This window comes from Avibacterium sp. 20-132, assembly GCF_023611925.1.
Classification (GTDB): Bacteria; Pseudomonadota; Gammaproteobacteria; order Enterobacterales; family Pasteurellaceae; genus Avibacterium.
Genome location: NZ_CP091456.1, coordinates 845,511 through 867,014, shown reverse-complemented (window position 1 = coordinate 867,014; position 21,504 = coordinate 845,511). Strand labels below are relative to the sequence as shown.

Here is a 21,504-nt window from a genome sequence, read left to right as displayed (position 1 = left end):
ATATAACATTTTATAAAAATATGAAGGAATTAATTTTATGATAAGATTATCAAACTTTTATCGTAATGATGATATTTTCAAAAAAGTAAGCGAACAAGTAAAGAGCACAAAGTGGATTAATATAGATTCTATAAGCCCTTTCTCTAGGGAAGAAGAGTTATTAGCTATTTATTATAAAGAAGAATTGATTGGCTATATTCATATTGAGGATGTAACTGAAGATACACAGAAATGTTTTGGTATCACTAAATTTTTTATTTTTCCAAATTTTCAAAATCAAGGATATGGTAAAGAAGCTGCGCTAGCTTTATTTAAAAAACAATCAGAAGAAGGGTATACTAATATTATTATGCAAGTAGAAAATAAAAATAGTATCCAAAATTTTTGGAAGAAAGTTATAACATTACAAGAATTATTTAATGAAGAGAATATTGAAATAATCATATTTTAACTTTTATCATATAAAATTTATGTTTTATGAAGTAAAATTCATATGAAATTTGTTTTTCTGTAGGATATTGAGAAAATATGAATCTCAGAAATATGTGAGGGTTATTTTAACCACTCTTGCTCTTCCAACTTCTCTAAGAAATAAGGCATTTGTACGCGCCACCAAGGCCAGTCGTGATCCACATCTGTTCCCCAGAAGTCAAACCAAGCTGGAATATCTTTAGCTTGGAAGGCTTGTTGTAAGCGTGCGGTGTCGGCGATGTGTTGTTCTTCCCAAGCGCCTTGCCCAACGGCTACTATGTAATGGTTTTGGCGGTAGCGCTCTAAAAACCACGGATCGTTTTGATTCCATAAATAATCAATGGGGGAATTAAAATAGACTTCCGCGTTGCCGTGAAATTCTCCTGTGAAGAAACGGGCATCATACACGCCACTTAAGGCGATGGCGGTGTCAAAAAGATCAGGGTGGCGTAAGGCGAAGTTAATGGTGTGGAATGCGCCCATACTACAACCTGTGGCGATCATTGTGCCTTGCCATTGGGACTCAAAGCGAATTAATGGCACTAACTCATTGATAATATAGCGATCATAAGCATTGTGTGCCTGCGCCATATCTTGCCCTGATTTGTGATCCGCGAGCCAAGATTCCTTATCAAAAGAATCAGGGGTGTAAAATTTGATTAAGCCGCGTTCAATGAAAGAACGGCAGGCATCAATCATTCCAAAATTGCCATATTCATTTTCATTTCCCCCCGATGAAGGAAAAACAATCACGGGTTTGCCACTGTGTCCATACACATTGAAGGGCATTTCTCTGCCTAATTCACCGCTCCAGTGATGACGAGCTTCAAAAAACATTGTGCCTCCTACTGCTTTTGATGTGCAAATTGAATAATTTCACGCATTTGTTCAAGGCTTGGCGTGCGCGCCAATATTCCTTCTTCCCCCATAATTTTGGCAAATACGCCCGGCACTTGCTGTACGCTAATGATATTGCGTGGGAATTTTTCGCACACTTCAGCAATGGAATGAGCATAATGCTGATTTGCCTTGCGAGAGATATACACCACATTCCAAGGGTGCGAAATTTGCGCGTGGAATTGGTTGTCTTTCACAATATGCGCATATTCATTGAATACATCAAAATCATTGGCATAATTCCACATATCAATGGTTAAACCACCCGGTGGGCGACAATTCACTTCTAATGGCAATAATTCGTTGGTTTTCTTTACACGGAAAAACTCGAAATGAAAGAACCGCTCTTTAACATTAAAGGCTTTGACGCATTTTTGACCTAGTTCCACCAATTTTGGCGAAATTTCACGAGGAACGTAATAGAACATATCGCCATCTTTTTCTACGGTATCCAGCACCGCTTCGGAATATTCAAGGCTGGAATAAAACACAATATTGCCATCGCGATCCGTTAAGCCGTCAAAGGTAACAATATCGCCGTCAATAAATTCTTCCATAATGTATTCCACATTGGGATTTTTATGGCTGAAGAAGTTTTCCAATTCTTGTGCATTTTTAATCTTATAGGTATCGCTCGCGCCTACGCCAGAATTGGGTTTGATAATCACGGGATAATGCAATTCGTGTGCTAATTTTCTGGCATCTTCATCGCTTTCAAATACACGTCCTTTCGCCACTTTCAAGCCTGTTTGACGGAAAATTTCTTTCATTTTTGATTTGGTTTTAATGGATTTCATATCGTCATTTTTATAACCAAATACATTGAAATCCGTGCGAAGTTTCGCATCTAGCTCAAGCCAATATTCATTGTGTGATTCAATGCGATCAATACGCCCATATTTATGCACAAAATAGCCCAGCGCACGATAAACCTGATCGTAATCTTCCATATTATCCACACGATAATACTCCGTCAGCGCATTGCGCAGATTTTCACTCAGTTGATCATAAGGCGTGTCGGCAATGCCTAAGGTGTTGAAACCATTTTCCCGCAAACGCACGGCAAAGGTTTCAAAATTGGTCGGGAAATGGGGTGAAATCATCACAAAGTTTAGTGGTCTTGACATAGACTATCCCTCAATCTAAAAAATAACGAAAACGATTGCATTATACAAAAAATCATCAAGTGATAAAAGCAACAACATATAAATTTGAATAAATTGGATTATTTATTCTTTATTTTTTAGATGTAAACAGAGAGTAATAAATGTAAATATCACTACGATAAGTAATACGTTTACAATGATTTTCTCTATCGTATTTTTAGGTGTTCTTATAAATGTTTCATAGTACAAAGCATAGGTTAAATTAGATACTAAAACTATTATTATATTTTTATTTTCTCATACATTCGTTGTATTTAATTTCTTGCAAAACAGGATCTGGGAATTTAATTTTTCCACTCTGATGATTTGTTTCTATAGCTTGTGAGTGAATTAAACATTTATCTGTATCGAAATCATATTTATCATTTTTCTTGAGTTGAATAGATGTACAAGAAATTAATAAAATGAAACTTAATAAAGTTAGTGTTATTCTAAGAATGCTCATTATAATAATCCTATAGATATATTAATGTGTACTACTTTTTTATTTTTAGTGTTTTATAAAAATAAAGTAAAGATAATATGCTGATATAAAAGTAAATAGTTGGTATTCTAAATATATCTGATAGTATGCTGGAGAAAAAATATACCCCGGAGCAAAAAAATAAAAGTTTTATATGTTTAGATATGTTCATAATGATTTTGTAAATAGTAATTATTAATTAATAATAATTATTGGCTTTGTAGTGTCAATAGATTTTATTACATACTTTTCATTTTTGTGATTAAATTCACAAAAGAGAGATGTGCCAAAGAAGAATAAAATAATAACAATAAAAGTGCGGTTATTTTTCGTTAGATAATTTAAGCGGTTGGCTGTTTTTGGCATTGAGCGATTTATGCTCTTGGATAATATGCAGGAATGCCTGTCCGAAGCGCTCTAATTTGGTTGCGCCCACGCCGTTGATTTGTAGCATTTCGCGTTTGCTGGTGGGTTGATATTGTGCCATTTCTTGCAAAGTGGCATCGTTGAACACAATATAAGGGGGGATATTTTCCTTGTCGGCAATTTGCTTGCGTAAGAAACGCAGGCGCGCAAACAGATCTTTGTCGTAATTTTGTACCGCACTTTTTTGTGCGCTTTGTGCGGTCATAATGGAAGAAACCCTTGGCATTGCCAGCTCTAAAGGCTGTTCGCCACGCAAAATTGGGCGCGCATTTTCCGTCAGTTGTAACACCGAATGAAATTGATTCATCACTTGTTGCACCAACCCAAGATGAATCAGCTGGCGGATCACCGATTGCCAATATTCTTTGCTTTTGTCTTTGCCAATGCCGTACACGCTGAGCTGATCGTGCTGATTATCTTTAATTTTTTGATTTTGCATTCCGCGCAGCACGCCGATCACATAATGCACACCGAACATTTGCCCCACACGATAAATGGTGGACATCACTTTTTGCGCGTCAATTAAGCCGTCATATTTTTTCGGCGGATCAAGGCAAATATCGCAGTTTTTGCACGGCGCTTGGCGATGTTCGCCAAAATAATTCAGCAAAACTAAACGGCGGCAAGTTTGGCTTTCGGCAAATTCACCGATGGCTTCTAATTTATGCTGTTCAATTTGGCGCTGCGGGCTTTCTGGTTTTTCCAGCAGCATTTTTTGTAGCCACGCATAATCGGCAGGTTCGTAAAACAGCACGGCTTCAGCAGGCAAGTCATCACGCCCTGCGCGCCCTGTTTCTTGGTAATACGCCTCGATACTGCGTGGCAAATCAAAATGTGCTACAAATCGCACGTTGGATTTATTGATGCCCATTCCAAAAGCAACGGTTGCCACCACTACTTGCACATTATCACGCTGAAAGGCACGCTGCACTTGTTCGCGCTGGCTGGCTTCCATTCCTGCGTGATAGGCTTGTGCTGCCACACCTTTTTTACGCAAACTTTCCGCCAAGCGTTCCACTTTGTTACGACTGTTGCAATAAACGATGCCACTTTTGCCCTTCTGCCCTAGCACAAATTGGCATAGCTGCTCCATTGGCTTAAATTTTTCCACCAAGGTATAGCGAATATTTGGGCGATCAAAACTGCCGATATAAATATGCGGATTATCCAGTTGCAAATGGTGCAAAATATCTTGCCTTGTGGCACTGTCTGCGGTGGCAGTGAGCGCCATTATCGGTGCGTTGGGAAAGCAACGCTTTAAGCCGCCAAGTTGGGTGTATTCAGGGCGGAAATCGTGTCCCCATTGGGAAATACAATGAGCTTCATCAATGGCAATAAAGCTCACTTGGCAATGAGAAATAAATTGGAAAAAACTGGTTGTCATCGCCTTTTCGGGCGAAATATAAAGCAATTTGAGCTGCCCTGAAATCGCCTTATTTTGCACAATTTGCTGTTGCTCAAAGGTTTGTGTGGAATTGAGATAATCCACTTCAATACCATTAGCAAGTAGTTGATCTACCTGATCTTTCATTAACGAAATCAGCGGCGAAATGACTAAGGTTAGCCCCGAAAAGCAAAGCGCAGGAATTTGATAGCAAAGGGATTTTCCGTTTCCCGTTGCCATAATCACAAGGCTATCTTGGTGTGAAAGGGCGGCGTTGATCACTTCTTCTTGTCCGTTGCGGAAAGATTGGTAACCAAAAACCTCGTTCAGAACCTTAAGTGCGGTGTTTTTTTCCATTATTTTTTGCGAAAAACTGGTTAAAAACGCACCGCACTTTGTTTATTGATGAAATGAGCCATTAGGCGAAATGCACTTGCTCGCCGTGTACGCGACAGGCTTCTTCTAAGCATTGCCAGAATAATTTGCCATCATTGGCGATCCATTGCCCGTCTTTGAACGCAAAATGGAAACCGCCTGCTTTGCTGGCAAGCCAGAGTTCAAGCAATGGCTCTTGCTTGTTTACCACCACTTGGCTGCGATCAGGGAAGGTGATAGTAAACACCGAACCTTGCGTGTCGCAATCCACATCGCAATCTTGCTCTTCTAATTGTTCTTCAATTTTGAGCCAAACTTGCTCAATATTTTGATGAAATTCTGTAACGTTCATAATTTTTCCATAAGCGAAATAGGTAAGGCGGAATTATAGAGAGTTTTTGCCATTTATACAAAGTGCAAAATGATGTAAAAAAGAATAGATCTTTCTATAAATATCGTTATTATGCGTAAGATTTCTAAGATAACCCAAGAGAATACAAGATGAAAAAACTAATTTTAATCCTCACTTTAGGGGCAGTTACGCTTTCTGCCACCGCTTGTGGTGTGAAAGGCCCACTTTATTTCCCTGAACAACAACATTCACAAACACAACAATAAGCATTCAAGGACAAGCTAATGGATTTTTTTCAATATCAAGATGATCAACTGATGGCGGAGCAAGTGCCGGTAAGTAAAATAGCACAACAATTTGGTACACCGGCTTATGTTTATTCACGGGCTACGCTTGAGCGGCATTGGCACGCCTTTGATAATGCCTTAGGCAATCACCCACATTTAATTTGCTTTGCGGTGAAATCTAACCCAAATTTAGCCATTTTAAATGTGATGGCAAAACTTGGCTCTGGCTTTGATATTGTATCGCAAGGGGAATTAGAACGTGTGCTTGCTGCTGGTGGTGAAGCAAACAAAATCGTTTTTTCTGGCGTAGCAAAATCTGAACAGGAAATTGAACGTGCGTTAAATGTAGGTATTCGTTGCTTTAATGTTGAAAGCCTTGCCGAGCTTTACCGTATTAATGACGTGGCGGGGCGGTTAAATAAAATCGCACCTATTTCTTTGCGTGTAAACCCAGATGTGGACGCCCACACGCACCCTTATATTTCTACTGGCTTAAAAGAAAATAAATTCGGTGTGAGCGTTGATGAAGCGCGTGAAGTGTATCGTATTGCGAGTCAGTTACCCCATATTAAAATCACCGGAATGGATTGCCATATTGGTTCGCAACTCACCGAAATTCAACCTTTCCTTGATGCGACTGATCGTTTGATTGTACTAATGAAACAATTAGAACAAGACGGGATTAAGCTTGAACATTTAGATTTAGGTGGCGGATTGGGCGTAACCTATAAAGACGAAAATGCGCCGCACCCAAGTGAATATGCAAAAGCCTTATTAGCCAAGTTAAAGGATTATCCAAACTTAGAAATTATCCTTGAGCCGGGCCGTGCGATTACCGCCAATGCGGGGATTTTGGTGACTAAAGTGGAATATTTAAAAAGCAATGAAAGCCGCAACTTTGCCATTGTAGATACGGGAATGAATGATATGATCCGCCCTGCGCTGTATCAGGCCTATATGAATATCATTGAAGTGGATCGCAGCCTGCCACGTGAAACGAAAGTTTATGATGTGGTTGGGCCAATTTGTGAAACCTCTGATTTCTTAGGCAAACAGCGTGAACTTGCCATTGCTCAAGGGGATCTTATTGCCCAACGTTCTGCCGGAGCTTATGGCGCAAGTATGGCATCAACCTATAACTCTCGCCCAAGAGCCATTGAAGTGATGGTAGACGGCGATCAAGCTCATTTGATCAAACGTCGTGAAACTTTCCCTGAATTATGGCAGTTGGAAAGTTTATTGCCTTAATAAATCTAAAATATAAATAACCCACGTTTTTGTGGGTTATTTTTTAGGTTTTATAAACTTTATATCGCTCAAAATAGAATGTAAAAATTTATATTGCTAAAATAAAGTGCGGTGCGATTTTGCGGTATTTTTCCTTCAAATAATTATTAAGGTAACCCAATGAAAAAACACTTAAAATGTTTAAATATGATGATAATTGGATTTGGTGGTATGATGGTTAGGCGTGTCGAAAAATCAGGCTGGGTGTCTGGCTATGAGCTTGAGTTTGTACTTTTATCGCTCATTATTTTACTTTCTATTGTTTACTTTTCTACCTTATATATTAATAAAAATACCATTAAACCGAATAATCCATTTAATGGCTTAAATGCAAAAGGCCGTAATGTACTTTTGTTTTATTTTTCTTGTTGTTTAATTATTTTTTATCTCTTCTATTTTTGGAGTAAAAAATATAGTTTGGATACGTCTTTAGCCCTAATCTATTTTATTATTTTAGGTGTAATATTGAGTTTCTTTTATACTAAAATTCTTCGCTTTGTGAAGAAAAATTATTCTTTAGATAAAAAAGAAGGGGCTGTATTAGATTAACAGTTATATTAGTTATATAAAAATAAAGAAATTTATACAGAGAAAACTGCTAGAGTTTTTTGTGCTTGAAATGACAGCCCGTTCAGCAGCAAATTTACTAGAAATTACTCCTAATTCTGCCGCCTTATTTTATCGTAAGATCAGAGAGGTGATTAGCGACCATTTAGTTCAAGATGCCAATTTAGTAGATGTAAAAATCATATTAATAATAGGATTGAAAATTTTTGGAGTCAGTCTAAACGAGCACTAAGAAAATATAACGGAATTAACAAGAAATCTTTTCCGTTATCCTTGAAAGAATGTGAATTTCGGTTTAACTTTGGCACACCAAAAGAATTGCTAAAAACACTGCGATTTTGGTGTGGGATTTAGGGTTAATATAGTACAATCCCAAAGATTTTTATAACGTTCCAATAAAAAGTAATGCCATCAATGTATAAGCAATAATATAAGGTAATTAAAGATAGTAAGAATTGGTAGTAGACTTAATAATGCTTATTTGATAGTAGCGCAGGTGAGAAGGAGTGAATACGACAAATTCTAATGTAATATTTAGATTTGTTTTATAAACTCCTTGAGAAGAAGAGCATAATTGATATAAAGAAAACAGATGCAGTGATGCTTTCCACATTATGGCAACTTAGGTTTTACAGGTGAAGTAGGCAATCTACGTTTATGGCGTGAGCGTTGATGCCAAAAATCAATTTGTTTTCTGCCTTGTGCGGAGATAGGTTCACCGCGTAAAAAGGCATCAATTTCTTGATAAGTTACGCCCATTTCTTGTTCGTCTGTTTGCCCTTCCCATAAGCCCGCACTGGGGGCTTTAGTGAGGATTTGTTGAGGCACATTCAATAGCCTTGCTAGCTCATAAACTTGTTCTTTGCGTAAGGCTAATAAAGGGGCAATATCCACACCGCCATCACCAAATTTGGTGAAATAGCCCGTAAACCATTCTGCAGCGTTATCTGTTCCCACTACAATGGCTTGGTGGCTTTGCGCGTAAGCATAAAGTGCAAGCATTCTCAAACGGGCTTGTACATTGCCTTTGATCACGGCTTGGTGTTGTGCATTTTGATTGAATAGTGGAGACATCGAATCCATAAAACATTCATACAGTGGTGTGATAGGAAGCGTTAATAAAGGGCATTTGGCACTTTCAGCAACTAATTTGGCATCTTCTACATCTTGCGTGCTGGTTGTGGCAGAAGGTAGTAATAGGCCTTGCACGGGCGCGCCTGTACGCATTAATAAATGGCTGACCACCGCAGAGTCAATTCCGCCGCTAATGCCGATCACATAGCCAAGGGCATTATAATCTTGTCGTTGCTGCTCAACCCATTGAATTAAATAGGCTAAATAATCTTTCATTGGACTTCTCCTTACTATAAATATTCATAACTGTTCCCAATGTTTGGGAGAGAAAAACGTGCTAAAAATGTACCGTACTTAAGCGTGGATTAACACGGTAGCGTCTTCCCGCTTTTGCTTGTGCTTTGCCGTTTAAACACACACAATCCCCAGTAAAATCAATGGAGATTTTGAGCAAAGAGGCACCGATGCCATAGTAATCCACAGGGGCATTTTGTTGTTCAAAATGTTGTACTTTCTGTTGATTAAAACCACCACTCACCACAATTTTCACCCATGGAAAGCCTGCTTGATCTAGTTGATGACGCAGTTGTTTGATTAATGGTACATTAACGCCACGCAAATCCTCTTGTCCAAAGGTTTCTTGGTGGGTAAGGAAGTAGCGATCTACCATATTGGCGGAGGTATCAACGCGCACCGCATAGAGTTTTTCACCGAAGTGTTTTGCTACTTTTAAACTATCGGTAATCACATCATTGTTGTAATCAACCAAAGCGGTAAGGGAAGAATTAGGATAGACTTGCATATAGGCCTCGCAAGCCTGAATAAGGTTGCCATTAAACAGTTGAATAAGGGAATGTGGCATTGTGCCTACGCCTGTTCCGCCTTGGTATTGGTGCATCGCATCAGTGGCTTGCATTGTTGCTCCGCCAATATAGGCGGCGTAGCCATCAGTGGGCTGCAAGGTAAAATAATCATTGCGGTCGCCCATAAAAATAATGGGTTTTCCGTTGGCAGCCTTGAGCGTTGCCCGCACATTGGTGGCGATAGAGGTGCAACGGCTTAGAATGCCATCAATGATCCCCTCGAGATAAGCAAAATCTTCATAAAATCCTTCAACAATTAATACACTTTCAAAGGGCGCAATGGCGTCGCCATCATTTAATGCCCAAATTTTTAATCCTTCTGGGTTTCGCGCAAAACGTTGTAGTAAAGCGATGGATTCATCAACGCCACATAAAATGGCCTGTTGCTTTTGGAAGAACTGCATTGTTACCCATTGCTTTGGTCTTTTTTGTTCCGCAATGTGCTTCGCTTTTAGAAAATAGCTCGCAGAAAAGTATCCCTCTCCGATCCGTTCATCAAAAGTAAAGGTTTGATATGATTTTCTTGTAATATTTGCTTTCTCTTTTTTGAGTGTTTTTTCTTTGCTCATAGTAAAAATGGATAGTAAATTATTTATTATGTATATTGTGTGCTACATTTTTGCGATTTACAACAAAAATATGTCATCGAAAAGAACATTTTGATAAGCAGAGATAACACTTGGGGGCTGATTGTGAGCTTGAGTAATAAAAATAGTTGGATAGTAACTTTTGTTATATTGTTTATTTCATTTTAGGGCGCAAGGGATGACTAGAGTGAGAAAAAAGATTGATAATCGTTTAAGAGAATATATGCATAGTAAGAGATAAGGACCACAAATCATGAGTATTATGCAAATCCATGATAAAAAGCTATCTTATTCCTAAGATAGCTTTAGATTAGTCTATTTTTCTAGCAGCGATTTACTGCTTCTCTTACATGGTTCACTGTAACTTTCATAGATTTTGTTTTTTGAGTGGTTGTATTTTTTTTCATCTTTTGCTCCTATTTTGATTAAATTGTGATAAAAATCTGCTTGCAAAACAAGCTTTTTTCTTATGTCTTAAATAAAAACGATTGTCAAGAGATTTTTTTATGAAAAAAATGCAGCTTAAAAAGGACGTAATTTTGAAGTACTCTAATAGTACATGTTTTTTGTTATATGGAAATAGATTATACAGTATAGACGATCTAGAAAAATATTATTTTAATATTTTAGCTAATAGAGTTTTTGATATATCTATACTTGATGATGAAATATATGATTTTTTGGTAGGACAGGATTTAGTTGTTCCTTTTTACTATAATCATTTAAAAAATGATAGATTTTGTAAGAATATATATTTTTTTGAAAGTTTATTATCTTTTACTGAAAGAAAAGAGTTTACTCCAATAGATTTTTATAAAGATATCTGTTGTAAGAGGGTTTTAATTTTAGGCTGTGGAGGGATTGGTCAAGTAATAATAAAAAATTTACTTAATTTTGGTGTGAAGAGCTTTGTTCTTATTGATGGTGACATTATTGATATATCTAATTTAAATAGACAAGGTTTTTTTAATAGAAAAGATATAGGAAAATCTAAAGTAGAGACTGTAAGAAGCTATATATGTAATCATTTTGATGGCATTGATGTTCAAGTTATAAAAAGTTATATAGAAGATGTAGAAATAATAAAAAATATATGCCATAAGTATTCTCCTGACTTTATTGTAAATGCAGCAGATCATCCATCTAATATAAGGCAGATGATTTTTAGTGTTGCTCAAGAGTTAGATATACCTAGTATATTTGGTGGAGTAGGAATCTATAGTGGTTTTTGGGGACCAATTTGTATTAAAAATATGATATATAAAGATGATATATTTTCTTTTAATAATAGTCGTTTTAGCGAGGATATAATAGAAGGATCTATTTCTACAACTAATAATATAATTGGATCTTTTATGTCTCATGATATCTTAAAATTTTGGGCTAATCCTAAGGATGAAAGGCTATATCTATCAAAGGTTATAAGTTTTGATGAATATAAAGTAAGCTTGTTTTAATTTGAATATATCAGAGGGGGTCTACGATGAATAATGAATTAAGAGTGATTTTGGATGCTCCTTTTGGAAGATTACTTCCGTTCGAGTATCAAGATTTTTCTGCTAAATGTATTTTATCTAGTTTATATGAGCCACTTTTTTTTAAATATAAAAATGAAAAGGAGTATAATAGTTATTATATTCAAAGACATTATGTTATAGATAATATGGTCGTACTTGAGTTTAAGAAAGATATATACTGGTCTAATGGAAATCGTATAACCTCTTCCGACATATATCAGTCTTTACTTTATCAAATAAAACATAAAACAAAATATTCTTATTATTTGGACTTTATTGAGGGAGTCTCTGATTATCTGTATAATGGTAGAGAGTTTAAAATAGGGATTACTAATTTCGACCATGATAATAAGATTATAATCTATTTAAGCTATCATGTAAATTATTATGATGTTTTTTCTTGTATTGAGTTTGCTCCAGTTTATTTTGAAAATGGAATCCCTGTAAATACAGTATCAAATGGATGTTTTATATTATCTAAGATTGGAACTTTTAATGTTATAGTTGAAAGAAATCCTTATTTTAGAATAAAAAATGATTTTTTTATAAATAAAATAAATTTTATCCTTTGTAAGGATTTGATTAGACCTATTAGTTTATTTTATGAAAATAAAATTGATATAACTAGTGCTACATATTTTCCTGATCATTATATTTCTTTATTAGGTAAAGATGTTAATATAGATACGTCTAGTATACTATTTTTTCTGACTGTTTCTGAAGATCTTTTATATATAAAAAATTTTCTATTAGAAAAAATGACTAATTTTTTGGAGTCTCAATTTAATAAAATAATTAGCATGCTTAAAGATTATTCTTTAATTGATAAAAATACTTATAAATCTGTTATTGATAATGAATTAATAGTTCCTTTGAGAAAAAGGGATGTTAGTATAGCATATCCAGATTATTATCCAAATGATATAATAATATCCCATTTGAAGGATGTTTTAGAGGGAGTGGGATTTTCCGTTTCTATATGTAAATTTGATATATTAAATTATATATCTTTGGATAAGGATAAATATGATATATATTTAAGTTTGTCATCTTTGGTTTACTACAGTGAACTTAATGAGATGATATTTTATGCAAAATATATTAGAGATGATCGTAGAGAAGAGTATATGAGTTTAGTAAATTCATATATTGATGGTGATGTTTATAAAGAGATAGTAGATCGTTTTTTAACTTTGAATTCTAAAATTTTTCCAATATGTAGTCTCAATTTTACTTATTTAAAATCTCTTAAAGCGGATGCATTTTACATAGATGAAAATGGATTGTATAGATTTAATCTAATTAAGGAGTGATGAAGAATGACTAAGGTTTCTTTGAGTTTTAATAATAGTAAAAAAACATCTTTGACTTGTAAATTGTTTGGGATAGTTAATTTAGAGAGATGTTTATTTGATTTTTCTTCAATTGAGTCTATAGAGAAATTATATGGTATTACTCTAATTAGTGGAATTTCTGGAGTAGGTAAAACTATTATTGGTAAATATTTAAAAAATAAGTTTGAATATGTTGATATAGATAATGAAAAATTTGATAAAAATATACCAATTATAGATGTAATAGATAGAGATTTTGAAAAATCTATTTACTATTTAAATTTATGTGGATTATCTGAGCCATACTTATATTTGACTACATTCAATAATCTATCTACAGGTCAGAAGTTTAGGTTTAAATTTGCTTTAATTATTTCTAGAGGGGTGAAAAATATATATTGTGATGAGTTTTGTAGTACATTAGATAGAGATACCTCGTATTTTCTTAGTTTTAATATAAGTAGAGTTTCAGCTAAGGAGGGGGTTAATTTTATATTAATATCTAATGATATTTGTATAAAAGATTATTTGTTTCCTAATCAGCATATTTTGTTAGATTTACACTCTAATGTTATAGTTTCAAACTATAATTATAATTCTAGTAGAGTTCAGAATCCTTTTCTTAAAAATTTAAAAATATTGAAAGCCTCTTATGAGGACTATTTATTATTAGAAAAATATCATTATTTTCCCTCTTGCTCAAAGGAGGTTGCTGATTTATATCAACAGGTTTATTATAAATTAATATATAATGATTTAATTGTTGGTGTTATTGCTTATAGGAATCCATATAGTAAAGAGGAAGAAGAAGATAGTCTTGTCTATATTAATAAAAACTTAAGTGTCATTTATAGGATTATTCTTCATCCTTTGGTTAGAGGATGTGGAATAAGTAAGATTTTTATAAATCGAACATTAAGATTGATTAATAAAAAATACTTTTATGTAGAGTCTGCATTAGCTAATTATATTCCTTTTTTTGAAAGGTTAAATTGGAATACTATTCAAGATTTCAAGTATGATACAACTAGGGGTTACTTAAAGATGATTGATGATGATTTTAGGAATATTGATGATGTATTAGATTTATTGTCTAAAGTGATTTATTTTAAATATAAGGTTTATTGTTATATATTATCTATTAAAAAGACATTGAAGAGGAGAGATATACTTTTTTCTTTGAAAAATTTATATACTATTAAAGATTTAAATATATTGCGTGAATTTGTGATTTATTTCAAGATGAAGAGATACTTTTATGAAAAAAAATAATATTAAAATCTTATTGCTGTTTGGTTTTTTCTCAAATTTGTTTTTTGAGCGAAGTATTTGGATTTTATATTTACAGCAGAAAGGCTTTTCCATTTATGAAATCTCTTTAATCCAAATTGCATTAAATGCCACAATGTTTTTATTTGAAATTCCTTCAGGGAAAATTGCTGATCGCTTAGGACGCAAGAATATTATTCTACTAGGTGGGCTTTTTGCGGTCATTTATTTGTTTTTAATGTTGCATATATCAAATCTAATAATGGCATTTAGTGCTTTTATTATTTTTGGTTTTGCGCTTGCATTAATTTCTGGCGCCGATCGTGCTTTGTTATATGATGATTTACACTATCAAAATAAGCAACAACATTATCATAAAATCTTCGGATTATATAATGCACTTTCTATTGGTGCTTTGGCTTTCAGTTCTTTCATTGGGGGCTGGATTGCGGATCAACAATATTGGGACTGGGTTTTTTATTTAGGTATTGCCGCACAATTTATTGCATTTGGGCTAATGATGACGGTGGGGGATGTTTATCTGGCGCAAAAAACGCAAGGTGAGACCGTGGCTGCTGATGGGGCTGTTGATCTTCAAGAAATAGAAGTGCGGTCGAAAAAAGCGTTATTTTTTATGCTCATTGCACACCCCGTTGCTTTACTGATTCTAGTTATCGGGATTTTACAAGGCGTGTTCAGCTCCATTGCGTTGTACTATCAAGAAATATTAGCAGAGTTTTCCATAAATATGGCATTAATTGGATTAGTGTACTCTGGGTCATTTATTTTTAGTGCTTTTTCATCGGTCATTTCAGGGCATATTGCAGAAAAGATTACGGAGCAGAAATCCATTATCATTTTCTTAGTGATGTTATGTTTAATGTTAATGGTGAGTTATGTTTTCCCTTCAGCCTCAATGATGATAATTCAATTTGTATTCTTATTAATTTGTTATGAAATTATTGATACCTCTTTAAATGTCATTTTAAATCATCGTATTGCCTCTGATCAGCGCAGCTTTTTACAGTCTGTAGCAAATTCTTTAGGTTCTTTAATTATGGTGGGTACTTTTGGACTTATCGGCTATTTTTCTGAGCAATATGTGTTAAGCAAATTAATTACGCTGTATGCTATTTTGGCGGCAGTGATTGCTTTGGGATTGTTTATATATTATTTGCGTAGGGAAAGAAAATCCATAACCATTCATGAAGAATGAAGAATGAAGAATGAAGAATGAAGAATGAAGAATGAAGAATGAAGAATGAAGAATGAAGAATGAAGAATGAAGAATGAAGAATGAAGAATGAAGAATGAAGAATGAAGAATGAAGAATGAAGAATGAAGAATGAAGAATGAAGAATGAAGAATGAAGAATGAAGAATGAAGAATGAAGAATGAAGAATGAAGAATGAAGAATGAAGAATGAAGAATGAAGAATGAAGAATGAAGAATGAAGAATGAAGAATGAAGAATGAAGAATGAAGAATGAAGAATGAAGAATGAAGAATGAAGAATGAAGAATGAAGAATGAAGAATGAAGTGTGAAGTGTGAAGTGTGAAGTGTGAAGTAAAAAAGCCACCCTAAGGTGGCTTTTTTATGTGCTTTTACATAATAGCTGAAATATATTTCAACATTACCCCAGCTGCGATGGCAGATCCAATAACGCCAGCGACATTTGGTCCCATTGCGTGCATTAACAGGAAGTTTTGGTGATCGGCTTCTAAACCAATTTTGTTCGCAACACGAGCCGCCATTGGTACGGCAGATACACCTGCGGCACCAATAAGCGGGTTAATTGGATTTTTGCTAAAGCGGTTCATTAATTTTGCCATTAACACACCAGATGCCGTGCCGATAGCAAAAGCGATCATTCCTAATAATAAAATGCCAAGGGTTTGTGGTTGTAGGAATTTATCTGCGACCAATTTTGCCCCGACAGAAAGCCCTAAGAAGATTGTTACGATATTAATGAGGGCATTTTGTGCCGTATCATTTAAACGTTCAACCACACCGCTCACACGCATTAAATTACCAAAGCAGAACATACCTAATAATGGTGCTGCATCAGGTAACAGTAATGCGACAAGCACTAATAACACGATTGGAAACAAGATTTTTTCGCGATTACTCACCGTACGCATTTGCACCATTCTAATTTTACGCTCTTGTTGTGAGGTAAGGGCTTTCATTATTGGCGGTTGAATAAGTGGAACTAATGCCATATAAGAATAAGCGGCAACTGCAATTGCGCCTAATAATTCAGGAGCGAGTTTGCTGGCGAGGTAAATGGCGGTTGGGCCGTCTGCTCCGCCAATAATGCCGATTGCGGCGGCTTGTGGTAGGGTAAAGTCAATAATACCAAGCCAGTTTAACCCTAATGCCCCTAATACTGTGGCAAAAATCCCAAATTGAGCTGCTGCCCCTAAGAGTAATGTTCGTGGATTAGCAAGGAGGGGGCCGAAATCCGTCATTGCTCCTACGCCCATAAAAATGATGAGGGGGGCAACGCCATAACCAATCGCTACTTTATAGAATAATGCTAACACCCCAGCACTATAACCCATATCGCCTGCTATGACTTCTAATTCATTTTGTACAGAAGGTAAGGCATTGTTAAGTGCGGCTTTAATGGCAATAGGATCTGCTATAGTACCTAATTTACTGGCAATAATCGCGAGCTGTTGGCTTGTTCCATTATGTAGCAAGTTATCCAGCGCGGTCATGGCTAATCCAGCTTCTGGAATATTAGAGAGCAGTCCACCAAAACCAATAGGCAATAATAACAAGGGCTCAAATTTACGGGCAATGGCAAGCCATAAGAGCAGAAGGCTGACGCCAATCATCACCGCCTGCCCCCATTCTAGGTGCATAATGCCCATTCCTCGTAGTAAAGATAAAATACTTTCCATTTTTCCCCCGCACTTATGCTAAGGTTAATAAGGTATCGCCTACAGCAACAGAATCACCGGCTTTCACGCTGATGTTTTGCACTGTTCCTGCTTGCGAAGCACGAATTTCCGTTTCCATTTTCATCGCTTCAAGAATAAGCAATACATCACCCTCTGCCACTTTTTGCCCCTCGGTTGCCACCACTTTCCAAATTGTGCCAGCCATTGGTGCGGTCACGGCAGTGCCTGAGGCTGTTTGCGGAGCGGGTTGAGACGCTGGAGATGGCTGTGGCGCAGTTTGAACAGGTTGTGGGGCAACAGGCGTGATTTGATTAATATCACCACCCTCGCTTACTTTCACCACAAAGGCTTTGCCTTCTAACTCTACAGTATAAACTGCGGAACCTGAAGTGCGTTGTTTTTCAAGTGCGGTTGTTTTTTGTGATGTTTTTTCACCGGCTTGAACTTCACTTGGTGCCGGTTCAAAGGCATCAGGATTGCCTCGATTTTCGAGGAATTTCAAGCCAACTTGTGGGAATAATGCCACGATCAGCACATCATCAATTTCATTATCAGAGAGCTTAATACCTTTTTCTTTCGCCTGTTGTTTTATTTCTGAGATCAATTTTTCCATTTCTGGCTCAAGATGATCCGCGGGGCGATCGGTAATTGGTGCGCCACCCTCTAATACACGGGCTTGTAATTCTGCATTTACCGGCGCTGGTGTACGACCATATTCGCCTTTTAAAATCCCTGCGGTTTCTTTCGCAATGGTTTTATAGCGTTCACCCATTAATACATTAATCACCGACTGTGTGCCGACAATTTGAGAGGTTGGAGTAACCAATGGAATATAGCCTAAATCTTCCCGCACTTTTGGAATTTCTTGCAATACTAAATCCAATTTATCGGAGGCATTTTGTTGTTTTAATTGGCTTTCAAGGTTCGTGAGCATTCCACCCGGTACTTGTGCCACTAAAATACGGCTATCAACGCCTTTTAATTGCCCCTCAAATTTATGATATTTTTTACGAACATCGCGGAAATAAGCAGCAATTTTCTCTAATTTTTGAATATCTAATCCCGTATCATAAGGTGTGCCTTTTAAGGTGGCGACCAAGGCTTCTGTGGCTGGATGTCCATAAGTTCCACTCATTGAAGAAATGGCCGTATCCACGCCATCTACGCCTGCTTCAATGGCTTTTAACAATGCCATTTCTGCCATTCCCGTTGTGGCGTGGCAGTGAAGGTGAAGTTGAACATCAAAGCGGGATTTTATCTCACTGACTAAGTGATATGCTTCCATTGGAGAAAGAATGCCGGACATATCTTTAATTACCAGAGAATCAATGCCGATTGCTAATAATTGTTCTGTGGTGTCAAGCCAAGTTTGTAAAGTATGCACAGGGCTAGTGGTATAACTGAGCGTACCTTGCGCGTGTCCGCCATTTTTACGCACAGCTTGTAAGGCTTGTTTCATATTACGTGGATCATTCATTGCATCAAAGACACGGAAGACGCTCATTCCATTTGCGACAGCACGTTCCACAAAACGATCGACCACATCATCAGCATAATGGCGATAGCCAAGTAAATTTTGCCCACGTAACAACATTTGTAGTGGTGTTTTCGGCATTGCTTTTTTTAATTCACGCAAACGTACCCAAGGATCTTCACCTAGAAAACGAATACACGCATCAAAGGTCGCGCCTCCCCACGCTTCAAGCGACCAGTAACCAATTTCATCAAGCTCGGCGGCGATAGGTAACATATCCTCAAGACGTAAACGCGTCGCAAAAAGAGATTGGTGAGCGTCACGTAAAACAACATCAGTTACAGCAATTTTTTTCTTTTCAACAGTCATTGTCTTTTCTCCAACGTAATCAATTTAATGCCCTTGGTTACGGCGATGGTGTGCAATCGCCGCCACAATAATTGGGCGTAATCTTTCTAAATCATCTGTTTGAGTGGGTTGTGCTTTTATCGGTGCAGGTGGGCTGAGAACTGGCTCAGGAAAAAAGCGATTTACCAGTTTCGACATTAATCCAATCGCAAAAATTAGGATTAATAAGAAAACCAGTACAAACCCCATCCCCGAAAGCATCAAGTTTATGCCTTCTTGCATAAGTTCAGCGTTTGTCATTTTTATACCTCAAAGATGTAAAACAGCATTTTGTATCATAGCCTGTTTTTTATTGAAAAAAATTGAACTAGATCACATTGTTGAAAAGGGTTTTTAAAAAATTTCCAATAAAAAATTGGAATAATTGGCAATTTTTATAAAAACGTGGAAAATAACCGTTTTGTTGATCAGAGATAAACCGAAATTTAATGATTTTATTTACCAACCTTTCGTTAAAACGTGGGCAAACTACGTTGCTAGAAAATGCCAATGCAACCATTAATCCCAAGCAAAAAGTCGGCTTGGTAGGCAAAAATGGCTGTGGCAAATCCTCGCTACTCGCGTTACTCAAAAAAGAAATTAGTGCAGAGGGCGGAGAGGTGAGCTATCCCTCAAATTGGGCAATCTCTTGGGTGAATCAAGAAACCCCAGCGCTTGCTATTTCTGCTCTGGATTATGTGATTTTAGGTGATCGCCAATATGTCACGTTACAGCAACAGCTAGAACAAGCTAATCTAAACAATGACGGCAATGCGATTGCGCGCATTCACGAACAGTTAGATACCATTGATGCGTGGACAATCCAAGCGCGAGCGGCGGCATTGTTAAATGGATTGGGCTTTAGTCAAGATGCCCTTAGCCAGCCTGTGAGTGCTTTTTCGGGTGGTTGGCGTATGCGTCTGAATTTAGCACAAGCCTTGCTATGTCCTTCCGATCTGTTGTTACTTGATGAACCCACCAACCACTTAGATTTAGATGCAGTGATCTGGCTTGAGCGCTGGTTACAACAGTATCAAGGTACGCTAGTTTTGATCTCTCACGATCGCGATTTTCTTGATCCTGTGGTAGATAAAATTCTGCATATTGAAAATCAAAGAATTAATGAATATACCGGGGATTATTCCTCTTTTGAAAAACAACGTGCGGAAAAATTAGCACAACAAAGCGCACTTTATCGCCAACAGCAACAAAAAATTTCACATTTACAAAAATATATCGATCGTTTTAAGGCGAAAGCCACCAAAGCCAAACAAGCACAAAGCCGAATGAAAGCCTTGGCGCGTATGGAGCTTATCGCACCCGCTTATGTGGATAATCCCTTTGCCTTTGAATTTCGTGAACCGTTCGCATTACCTAACCCATTGCTTTCAATGGAGAAAGTGAGTGCAGGTTATGAAAATAACGGACAAACCACAGAAATTCTTAAACAAATAAAATTAAATCTGGTACCGGGTTCACGTATTGGTTTGCTAGGTAAAAATGGCGCGGGGAAATCCACTTTAATCAAATTATTAGCGGCAGAAATCACCGCACTTTCAGGCAATATTCAGCTTGCAAAAGGCGTGCAGCTAGGTTATTTCGCCCAGCATCAATTAGATACACTTCGAGCAGAAGAAACCGCCTTATGGCATTTACAAAAACTTGTCCCACAGCAAACAGAGCAACAATTGCGCGATTATCTCGGCAGTTTTGCTTTCCATGGTGATAAAGTTAATGAGCCAGTGGTTAATTTTTCAGGTGGGGAAAAAGCGCGCTTAGTATTAGCATTGATTGTTTGGCAACGCCCAAATTTACTTTTATTAGATGAGCCGACGAACCATTTAGATTTAGATATGCGTCAAGCCTTAACGGAAGCATTGGTAGATTATCAAGGTTCGCTCGTCATCGTTTCTCACGATCGCCATTTATTACGCAATACGGTAGATGAATTTTATCTCGTTCACGATGGGCAAGTAGAAGAATTTAAAGGTGATTTGGCGGATTACCAAAAATGGCTTAACGAACAAAACAGCCAAAGCCAGCCTTCTGCCAAAATAGAAAGCAATAAAGAAAGCAGTCAAAATCGCAAAGAACAAAAACGCAAAGAAGCAGAACGCCGTCAGCAACTTGCCCCATTGAAGAAATCGCTTACGCAATGGGAAAACAAAATGGATAGCATTGCTCAACAACTTGCAGAGATAGAACAACAACTTGCCAATAGCGATCTGTATCAACCAGAAATGAAAGAAAATCTTACCGCACTTTTAAAAGATCAGGCGGAATATAAAAAACAGTTAGAAACGGCTGAAATTGAATGGTTCACCGTGCAGGAAGAAATTGAAACGCTATTAGGCGGTTAAAACGAAAGTGCGGTGCTTTTTTTAGTATTTTTTGGGTGAATGAATTATTCGCTC

At 36.7% G+C, this 21,504-nt stretch carries 18 protein-coding genes and 1 pseudogene; 10 read left to right on the top strand and 9 right to left on the bottom strand.

What is annotated here, in order from left to right; translation table 11 throughout:
* Positions 1-37: 37 nt before the first annotated feature.
* Positions 38-451 carry a GNAT family N-acetyltransferase gene (locus L4F93_RS04035; protein ID WP_250351229.1) on the top strand — a complete coding sequence of 138 codons (414 nt, stop codon included), beginning with the start codon at positions 38-40 and terminating at the stop codon, positions 449-451.
* A 101-nt stretch (positions 452-552) separates the two neighbouring features.
* Here L4F93_RS04035 and L4F93_RS04030 read toward each other — a convergent pair whose 3' ends face one another.
* From L4F93_RS04030 to cyaY, 4 genes are all read right to left on the bottom strand, one after another.
* Complete coding sequence (locus L4F93_RS04030) at positions 553-1,308, bottom strand: esterase family protein (protein WP_250351228.1); 756 nt, start codon at positions 1,306-1,308, stop codon at positions 553-555.
* A gap of 8 nt (positions 1,309-1,316) precedes the next feature.
* Positions 1,317-2,495, bottom strand: coding sequence for an ATP-grasp domain-containing protein (locus tag L4F93_RS04025; protein ID WP_250351227.1), 1,179 nt, complete (start codon positions 2,493-2,495; stop codon positions 1,317-1,319).
* Positions 2,496-3,319: 824 nt separating this feature from the next.
* Positions 3,320-5,164: a DNA helicase RecQ gene (gene recQ, locus L4F93_RS04020; RefSeq protein ID WP_250351226.1), complete on the bottom strand. Its 1,845-nt coding sequence runs from the start codon at positions 5,162-5,164 to the stop codon at positions 3,320-3,322.
* Positions 5,165-5,225: 61 nt separating this feature from the next.
* Complete coding sequence (gene cyaY / locus L4F93_RS04015; protein ID WP_103854294.1) at positions 5,226-5,534, bottom strand: iron donor protein CyaY; 309 nt, start codon at positions 5,532-5,534, stop codon at positions 5,226-5,228.
* Between the two features lie 149 nt (positions 5,535-5,683).
* Here cyaY and lptM point away from each other — a divergent pair, with 149 nt between their 5' ends.
* From lptM to L4F93_RS03995, 4 genes and pseudogenes are all read left to right on the top strand, one after another.
* Complete coding sequence (lptM, locus tag L4F93_RS04010; protein ID WP_250351225.1) at positions 5,684-5,800, top strand: LPS translocon maturation chaperone LptM; 117 nt, start codon at positions 5,684-5,686, stop codon at positions 5,798-5,800.
* Positions 5,801-5,818: 18 nt separating this feature from the next.
* The gene (lysA, locus tag L4F93_RS04005) at positions 5,819-7,069 is read left to right on the top strand and encodes a diaminopimelate decarboxylase (protein WP_250351224.1); all 1,251 of its coding nucleotides are present in this window, start codon (positions 5,819-5,821) and stop codon (positions 7,067-7,069) included.
* A gap of 159 nt (positions 7,070-7,228) precedes the next feature.
* Positions 7,229-7,657, top strand: coding sequence for a hypothetical protein (locus tag L4F93_RS04000; protein WP_250351223.1), 429 nt, complete (start codon positions 7,229-7,231; stop codon positions 7,655-7,657).
* Positions 7,653-8,029, top strand: a pseudogene (locus L4F93_RS03995) (hypothetical protein). The gene L4F93_RS04000 and the pseudogene L4F93_RS03995 overlap by 5 nt, the downstream one beginning before the upstream one ends.
* Before the next feature lie 258 nt (positions 8,030-8,287).
* Here the strand turns inward: L4F93_RS03995 and nadE are convergent.
* On the bottom strand, positions 8,288-9,025 hold the full coding sequence (nadE, locus tag L4F93_RS03990) for an NAD(+) synthase (RefSeq protein ID WP_250351222.1): 738 nt from the start codon (positions 9,023-9,025) through the stop codon (positions 8,288-8,290).
* A 61-nt stretch (positions 9,026-9,086) separates the two neighbouring features.
* Complete coding sequence (locus L4F93_RS03985) at positions 9,087-10,181, bottom strand: nicotinate phosphoribosyltransferase (RefSeq protein WP_250351221.1); 1,095 nt, start codon at positions 10,179-10,181, stop codon at positions 9,087-9,089.
* A 524-nt stretch (positions 10,182-10,705) separates the two neighbouring features.
* On the opposite strand from L4F93_RS03985, the gene L4F93_RS03980 reads away from it, so the two are divergent.
* Genes L4F93_RS03980 through L4F93_RS03965 form a run of 4 tightly spaced genes read left to right on the top strand, consistent with a single transcriptional unit; the run spans position 10,706 to position 15,535 of the window.
* On the top strand, positions 10,706-11,656 hold the full coding sequence (locus L4F93_RS03980) for a ThiF family adenylyltransferase (RefSeq protein ID WP_250351220.1): 951 nt from the start codon (positions 10,706-10,708) through the stop codon (positions 11,654-11,656).
* Positions 11,657-11,682: 26 nt separating this feature from the next.
* Positions 11,683-13,029: a hypothetical protein gene (locus L4F93_RS03975; protein ID WP_250351219.1), complete on the top strand. Its 1,347-nt coding sequence runs from the start codon at positions 11,683-11,685 to the stop codon at positions 13,027-13,029.
* Positions 13,030-13,035: 6 nt separating this feature from the next.
* Positions 13,036-14,322, top strand: a complete 1,287-nt coding sequence (locus tag L4F93_RS03970; RefSeq protein WP_250351218.1) for an ABC transporter — start codon at positions 13,036-13,038, stop codon at positions 14,320-14,322.
* The gene (locus L4F93_RS03965; RefSeq protein WP_250351217.1) at positions 14,309-15,535 is read left to right on the top strand and encodes an MFS transporter; all 1,227 of its coding nucleotides are present in this window, start codon (positions 14,309-14,311) and stop codon (positions 15,533-15,535) included. Before L4F93_RS03970 ends, L4F93_RS03965 begins: the two co-directional genes overlap by 14 nt.
* A gap of 389 nt (positions 15,536-15,924) precedes the next feature.
* On the opposite strand, the gene L4F93_RS03960 is transcribed toward L4F93_RS03965, so the two are convergent.
* Genes L4F93_RS03960 through L4F93_RS03950 form a run of 3 tightly spaced genes read right to left on the bottom strand, consistent with a single transcriptional unit; the run spans position 15,925 to position 19,351 of the window.
* Entirely contained in the window at positions 15,925-17,229 is a 1,305-nt protein-coding gene (locus L4F93_RS03960; RefSeq protein ID WP_250351216.1) for a sodium ion-translocating decarboxylase subunit beta, read from the bottom strand.
* Between the two features lie 13 nt (positions 17,230-17,242).
* Positions 17,243-19,072 carry a sodium-extruding oxaloacetate decarboxylase subunit alpha gene (gene oadA, locus L4F93_RS03955; protein WP_250351215.1) on the bottom strand — a complete coding sequence of 610 codons (1,830 nt, stop codon included), beginning with the start codon at positions 19,070-19,072 and terminating at the stop codon, positions 17,243-17,245.
* Between the two features lie 24 nt (positions 19,073-19,096).
* Positions 19,097-19,351 carry an oxaloacetate decarboxylase subunit gamma gene (locus L4F93_RS03950; protein ID WP_250351214.1) on the bottom strand — a complete coding sequence of 85 codons (255 nt, stop codon included), beginning with the start codon at positions 19,349-19,351 and terminating at the stop codon, positions 19,097-19,099.
* A gap of 188 nt (positions 19,352-19,539) precedes the next feature.
* Between L4F93_RS03950 and L4F93_RS03945 the strand changes: the two genes are divergently transcribed.
* Complete coding sequence (locus L4F93_RS03945) at positions 19,540-21,450, top strand: ABC transporter ATP-binding protein (RefSeq protein ID WP_250351213.1); 1,911 nt, start codon at positions 19,540-19,542, stop codon at positions 21,448-21,450.
* Positions 21,451-21,504: the final 54 nt, after the last annotated feature.

Excerpts from the sequence above, each read along its gene's own strand:
- L4F93_RS04035 (WP_250351229.1), top strand. The coding sequence starts at position 38 with ATGATAAGATTATCAAACTTTTATCGTAATGATGATATTTTCAAAAAA.
- L4F93_RS04030 (WP_250351228.1), bottom strand. The coding sequence starts at position 1,308 with ATGTTTTTTGAAGCTCGTCATCACTGGAGCGGTGAATTAGGCAGAGAA.
- L4F93_RS04025 (WP_250351227.1), bottom strand. The coding sequence starts at position 2,495 with ATGTCAAGACCACTAAACTTTGTGATGATTTCACCCCATTTCCCGACC.
- recQ (WP_250351226.1), bottom strand. The coding sequence starts at position 5,164 with ATGGAAAAAAACACCGCACTTAAGGTTCTGAACGAGGTTTTTGGTTAC.
- cyaY (WP_103854294.1), bottom strand. The coding sequence starts at position 5,534 with ATGAACGTTACAGAATTTCATCAAAATATTGAGCAAGTTTGGCTCAAA.
- lptM (WP_250351225.1), top strand. The coding sequence starts at position 5,684 with ATGAAAAAACTAATTTTAATCCTCACTTTAGGGGCAGTTACGCTTTCT.
- lysA (WP_250351224.1), top strand. The coding sequence starts at position 5,819 with ATGGATTTTTTTCAATATCAAGATGATCAACTGATGGCGGAGCAAGTG.
- L4F93_RS04000 (WP_250351223.1), top strand. The coding sequence starts at position 7,229 with ATGAAAAAACACTTAAAATGTTTAAATATGATGATAATTGGATTTGGT.
- nadE (WP_250351222.1), bottom strand. The coding sequence starts at position 9,025 with ATGAAAGATTATTTAGCCTATTTAATTCAATGGGTTGAGCAGCAACGA.
- L4F93_RS03985 (WP_250351221.1), bottom strand. The coding sequence starts at position 10,181 with ATGAGCAAAGAAAAAACACTCAAAAAAGAGAAAGCAAATATTACAAGA.
- L4F93_RS03980 (WP_250351220.1), top strand. The coding sequence starts at position 10,706 with ATGAAAAAAATGCAGCTTAAAAAGGACGTAATTTTGAAGTACTCTAAT.
- L4F93_RS03975 (WP_250351219.1), top strand. The coding sequence starts at position 11,683 with ATGAATAATGAATTAAGAGTGATTTTGGATGCTCCTTTTGGAAGATTA.
- L4F93_RS03970 (WP_250351218.1), top strand. The coding sequence starts at position 13,036 with ATGACTAAGGTTTCTTTGAGTTTTAATAATAGTAAAAAAACATCTTTG.
- L4F93_RS03965 (WP_250351217.1), top strand. The coding sequence starts at position 14,309 with ATGAAAAAAAATAATATTAAAATCTTATTGCTGTTTGGTTTTTTCTCA.
- L4F93_RS03960 (WP_250351216.1), bottom strand. The coding sequence starts at position 17,229 with ATGGAAAGTATTTTATCTTTACTACGAGGAATGGGCATTATGCACCTA.
- oadA (WP_250351215.1), bottom strand. The coding sequence starts at position 19,072 with ATGACTGTTGAAAAGAAAAAAATTGCTGTAACTGATGTTGTTTTACGT.
- L4F93_RS03950 (WP_250351214.1), bottom strand. The coding sequence starts at position 19,351 with ATGACAAACGCTGAACTTATGCAAGAAGGCATAAACTTGATGCTTTCG.
- L4F93_RS03945 (WP_250351213.1), top strand. The coding sequence starts at position 19,540 with ATGATTTTATTTACCAACCTTTCGTTAAAACGTGGGCAAACTACGTTG.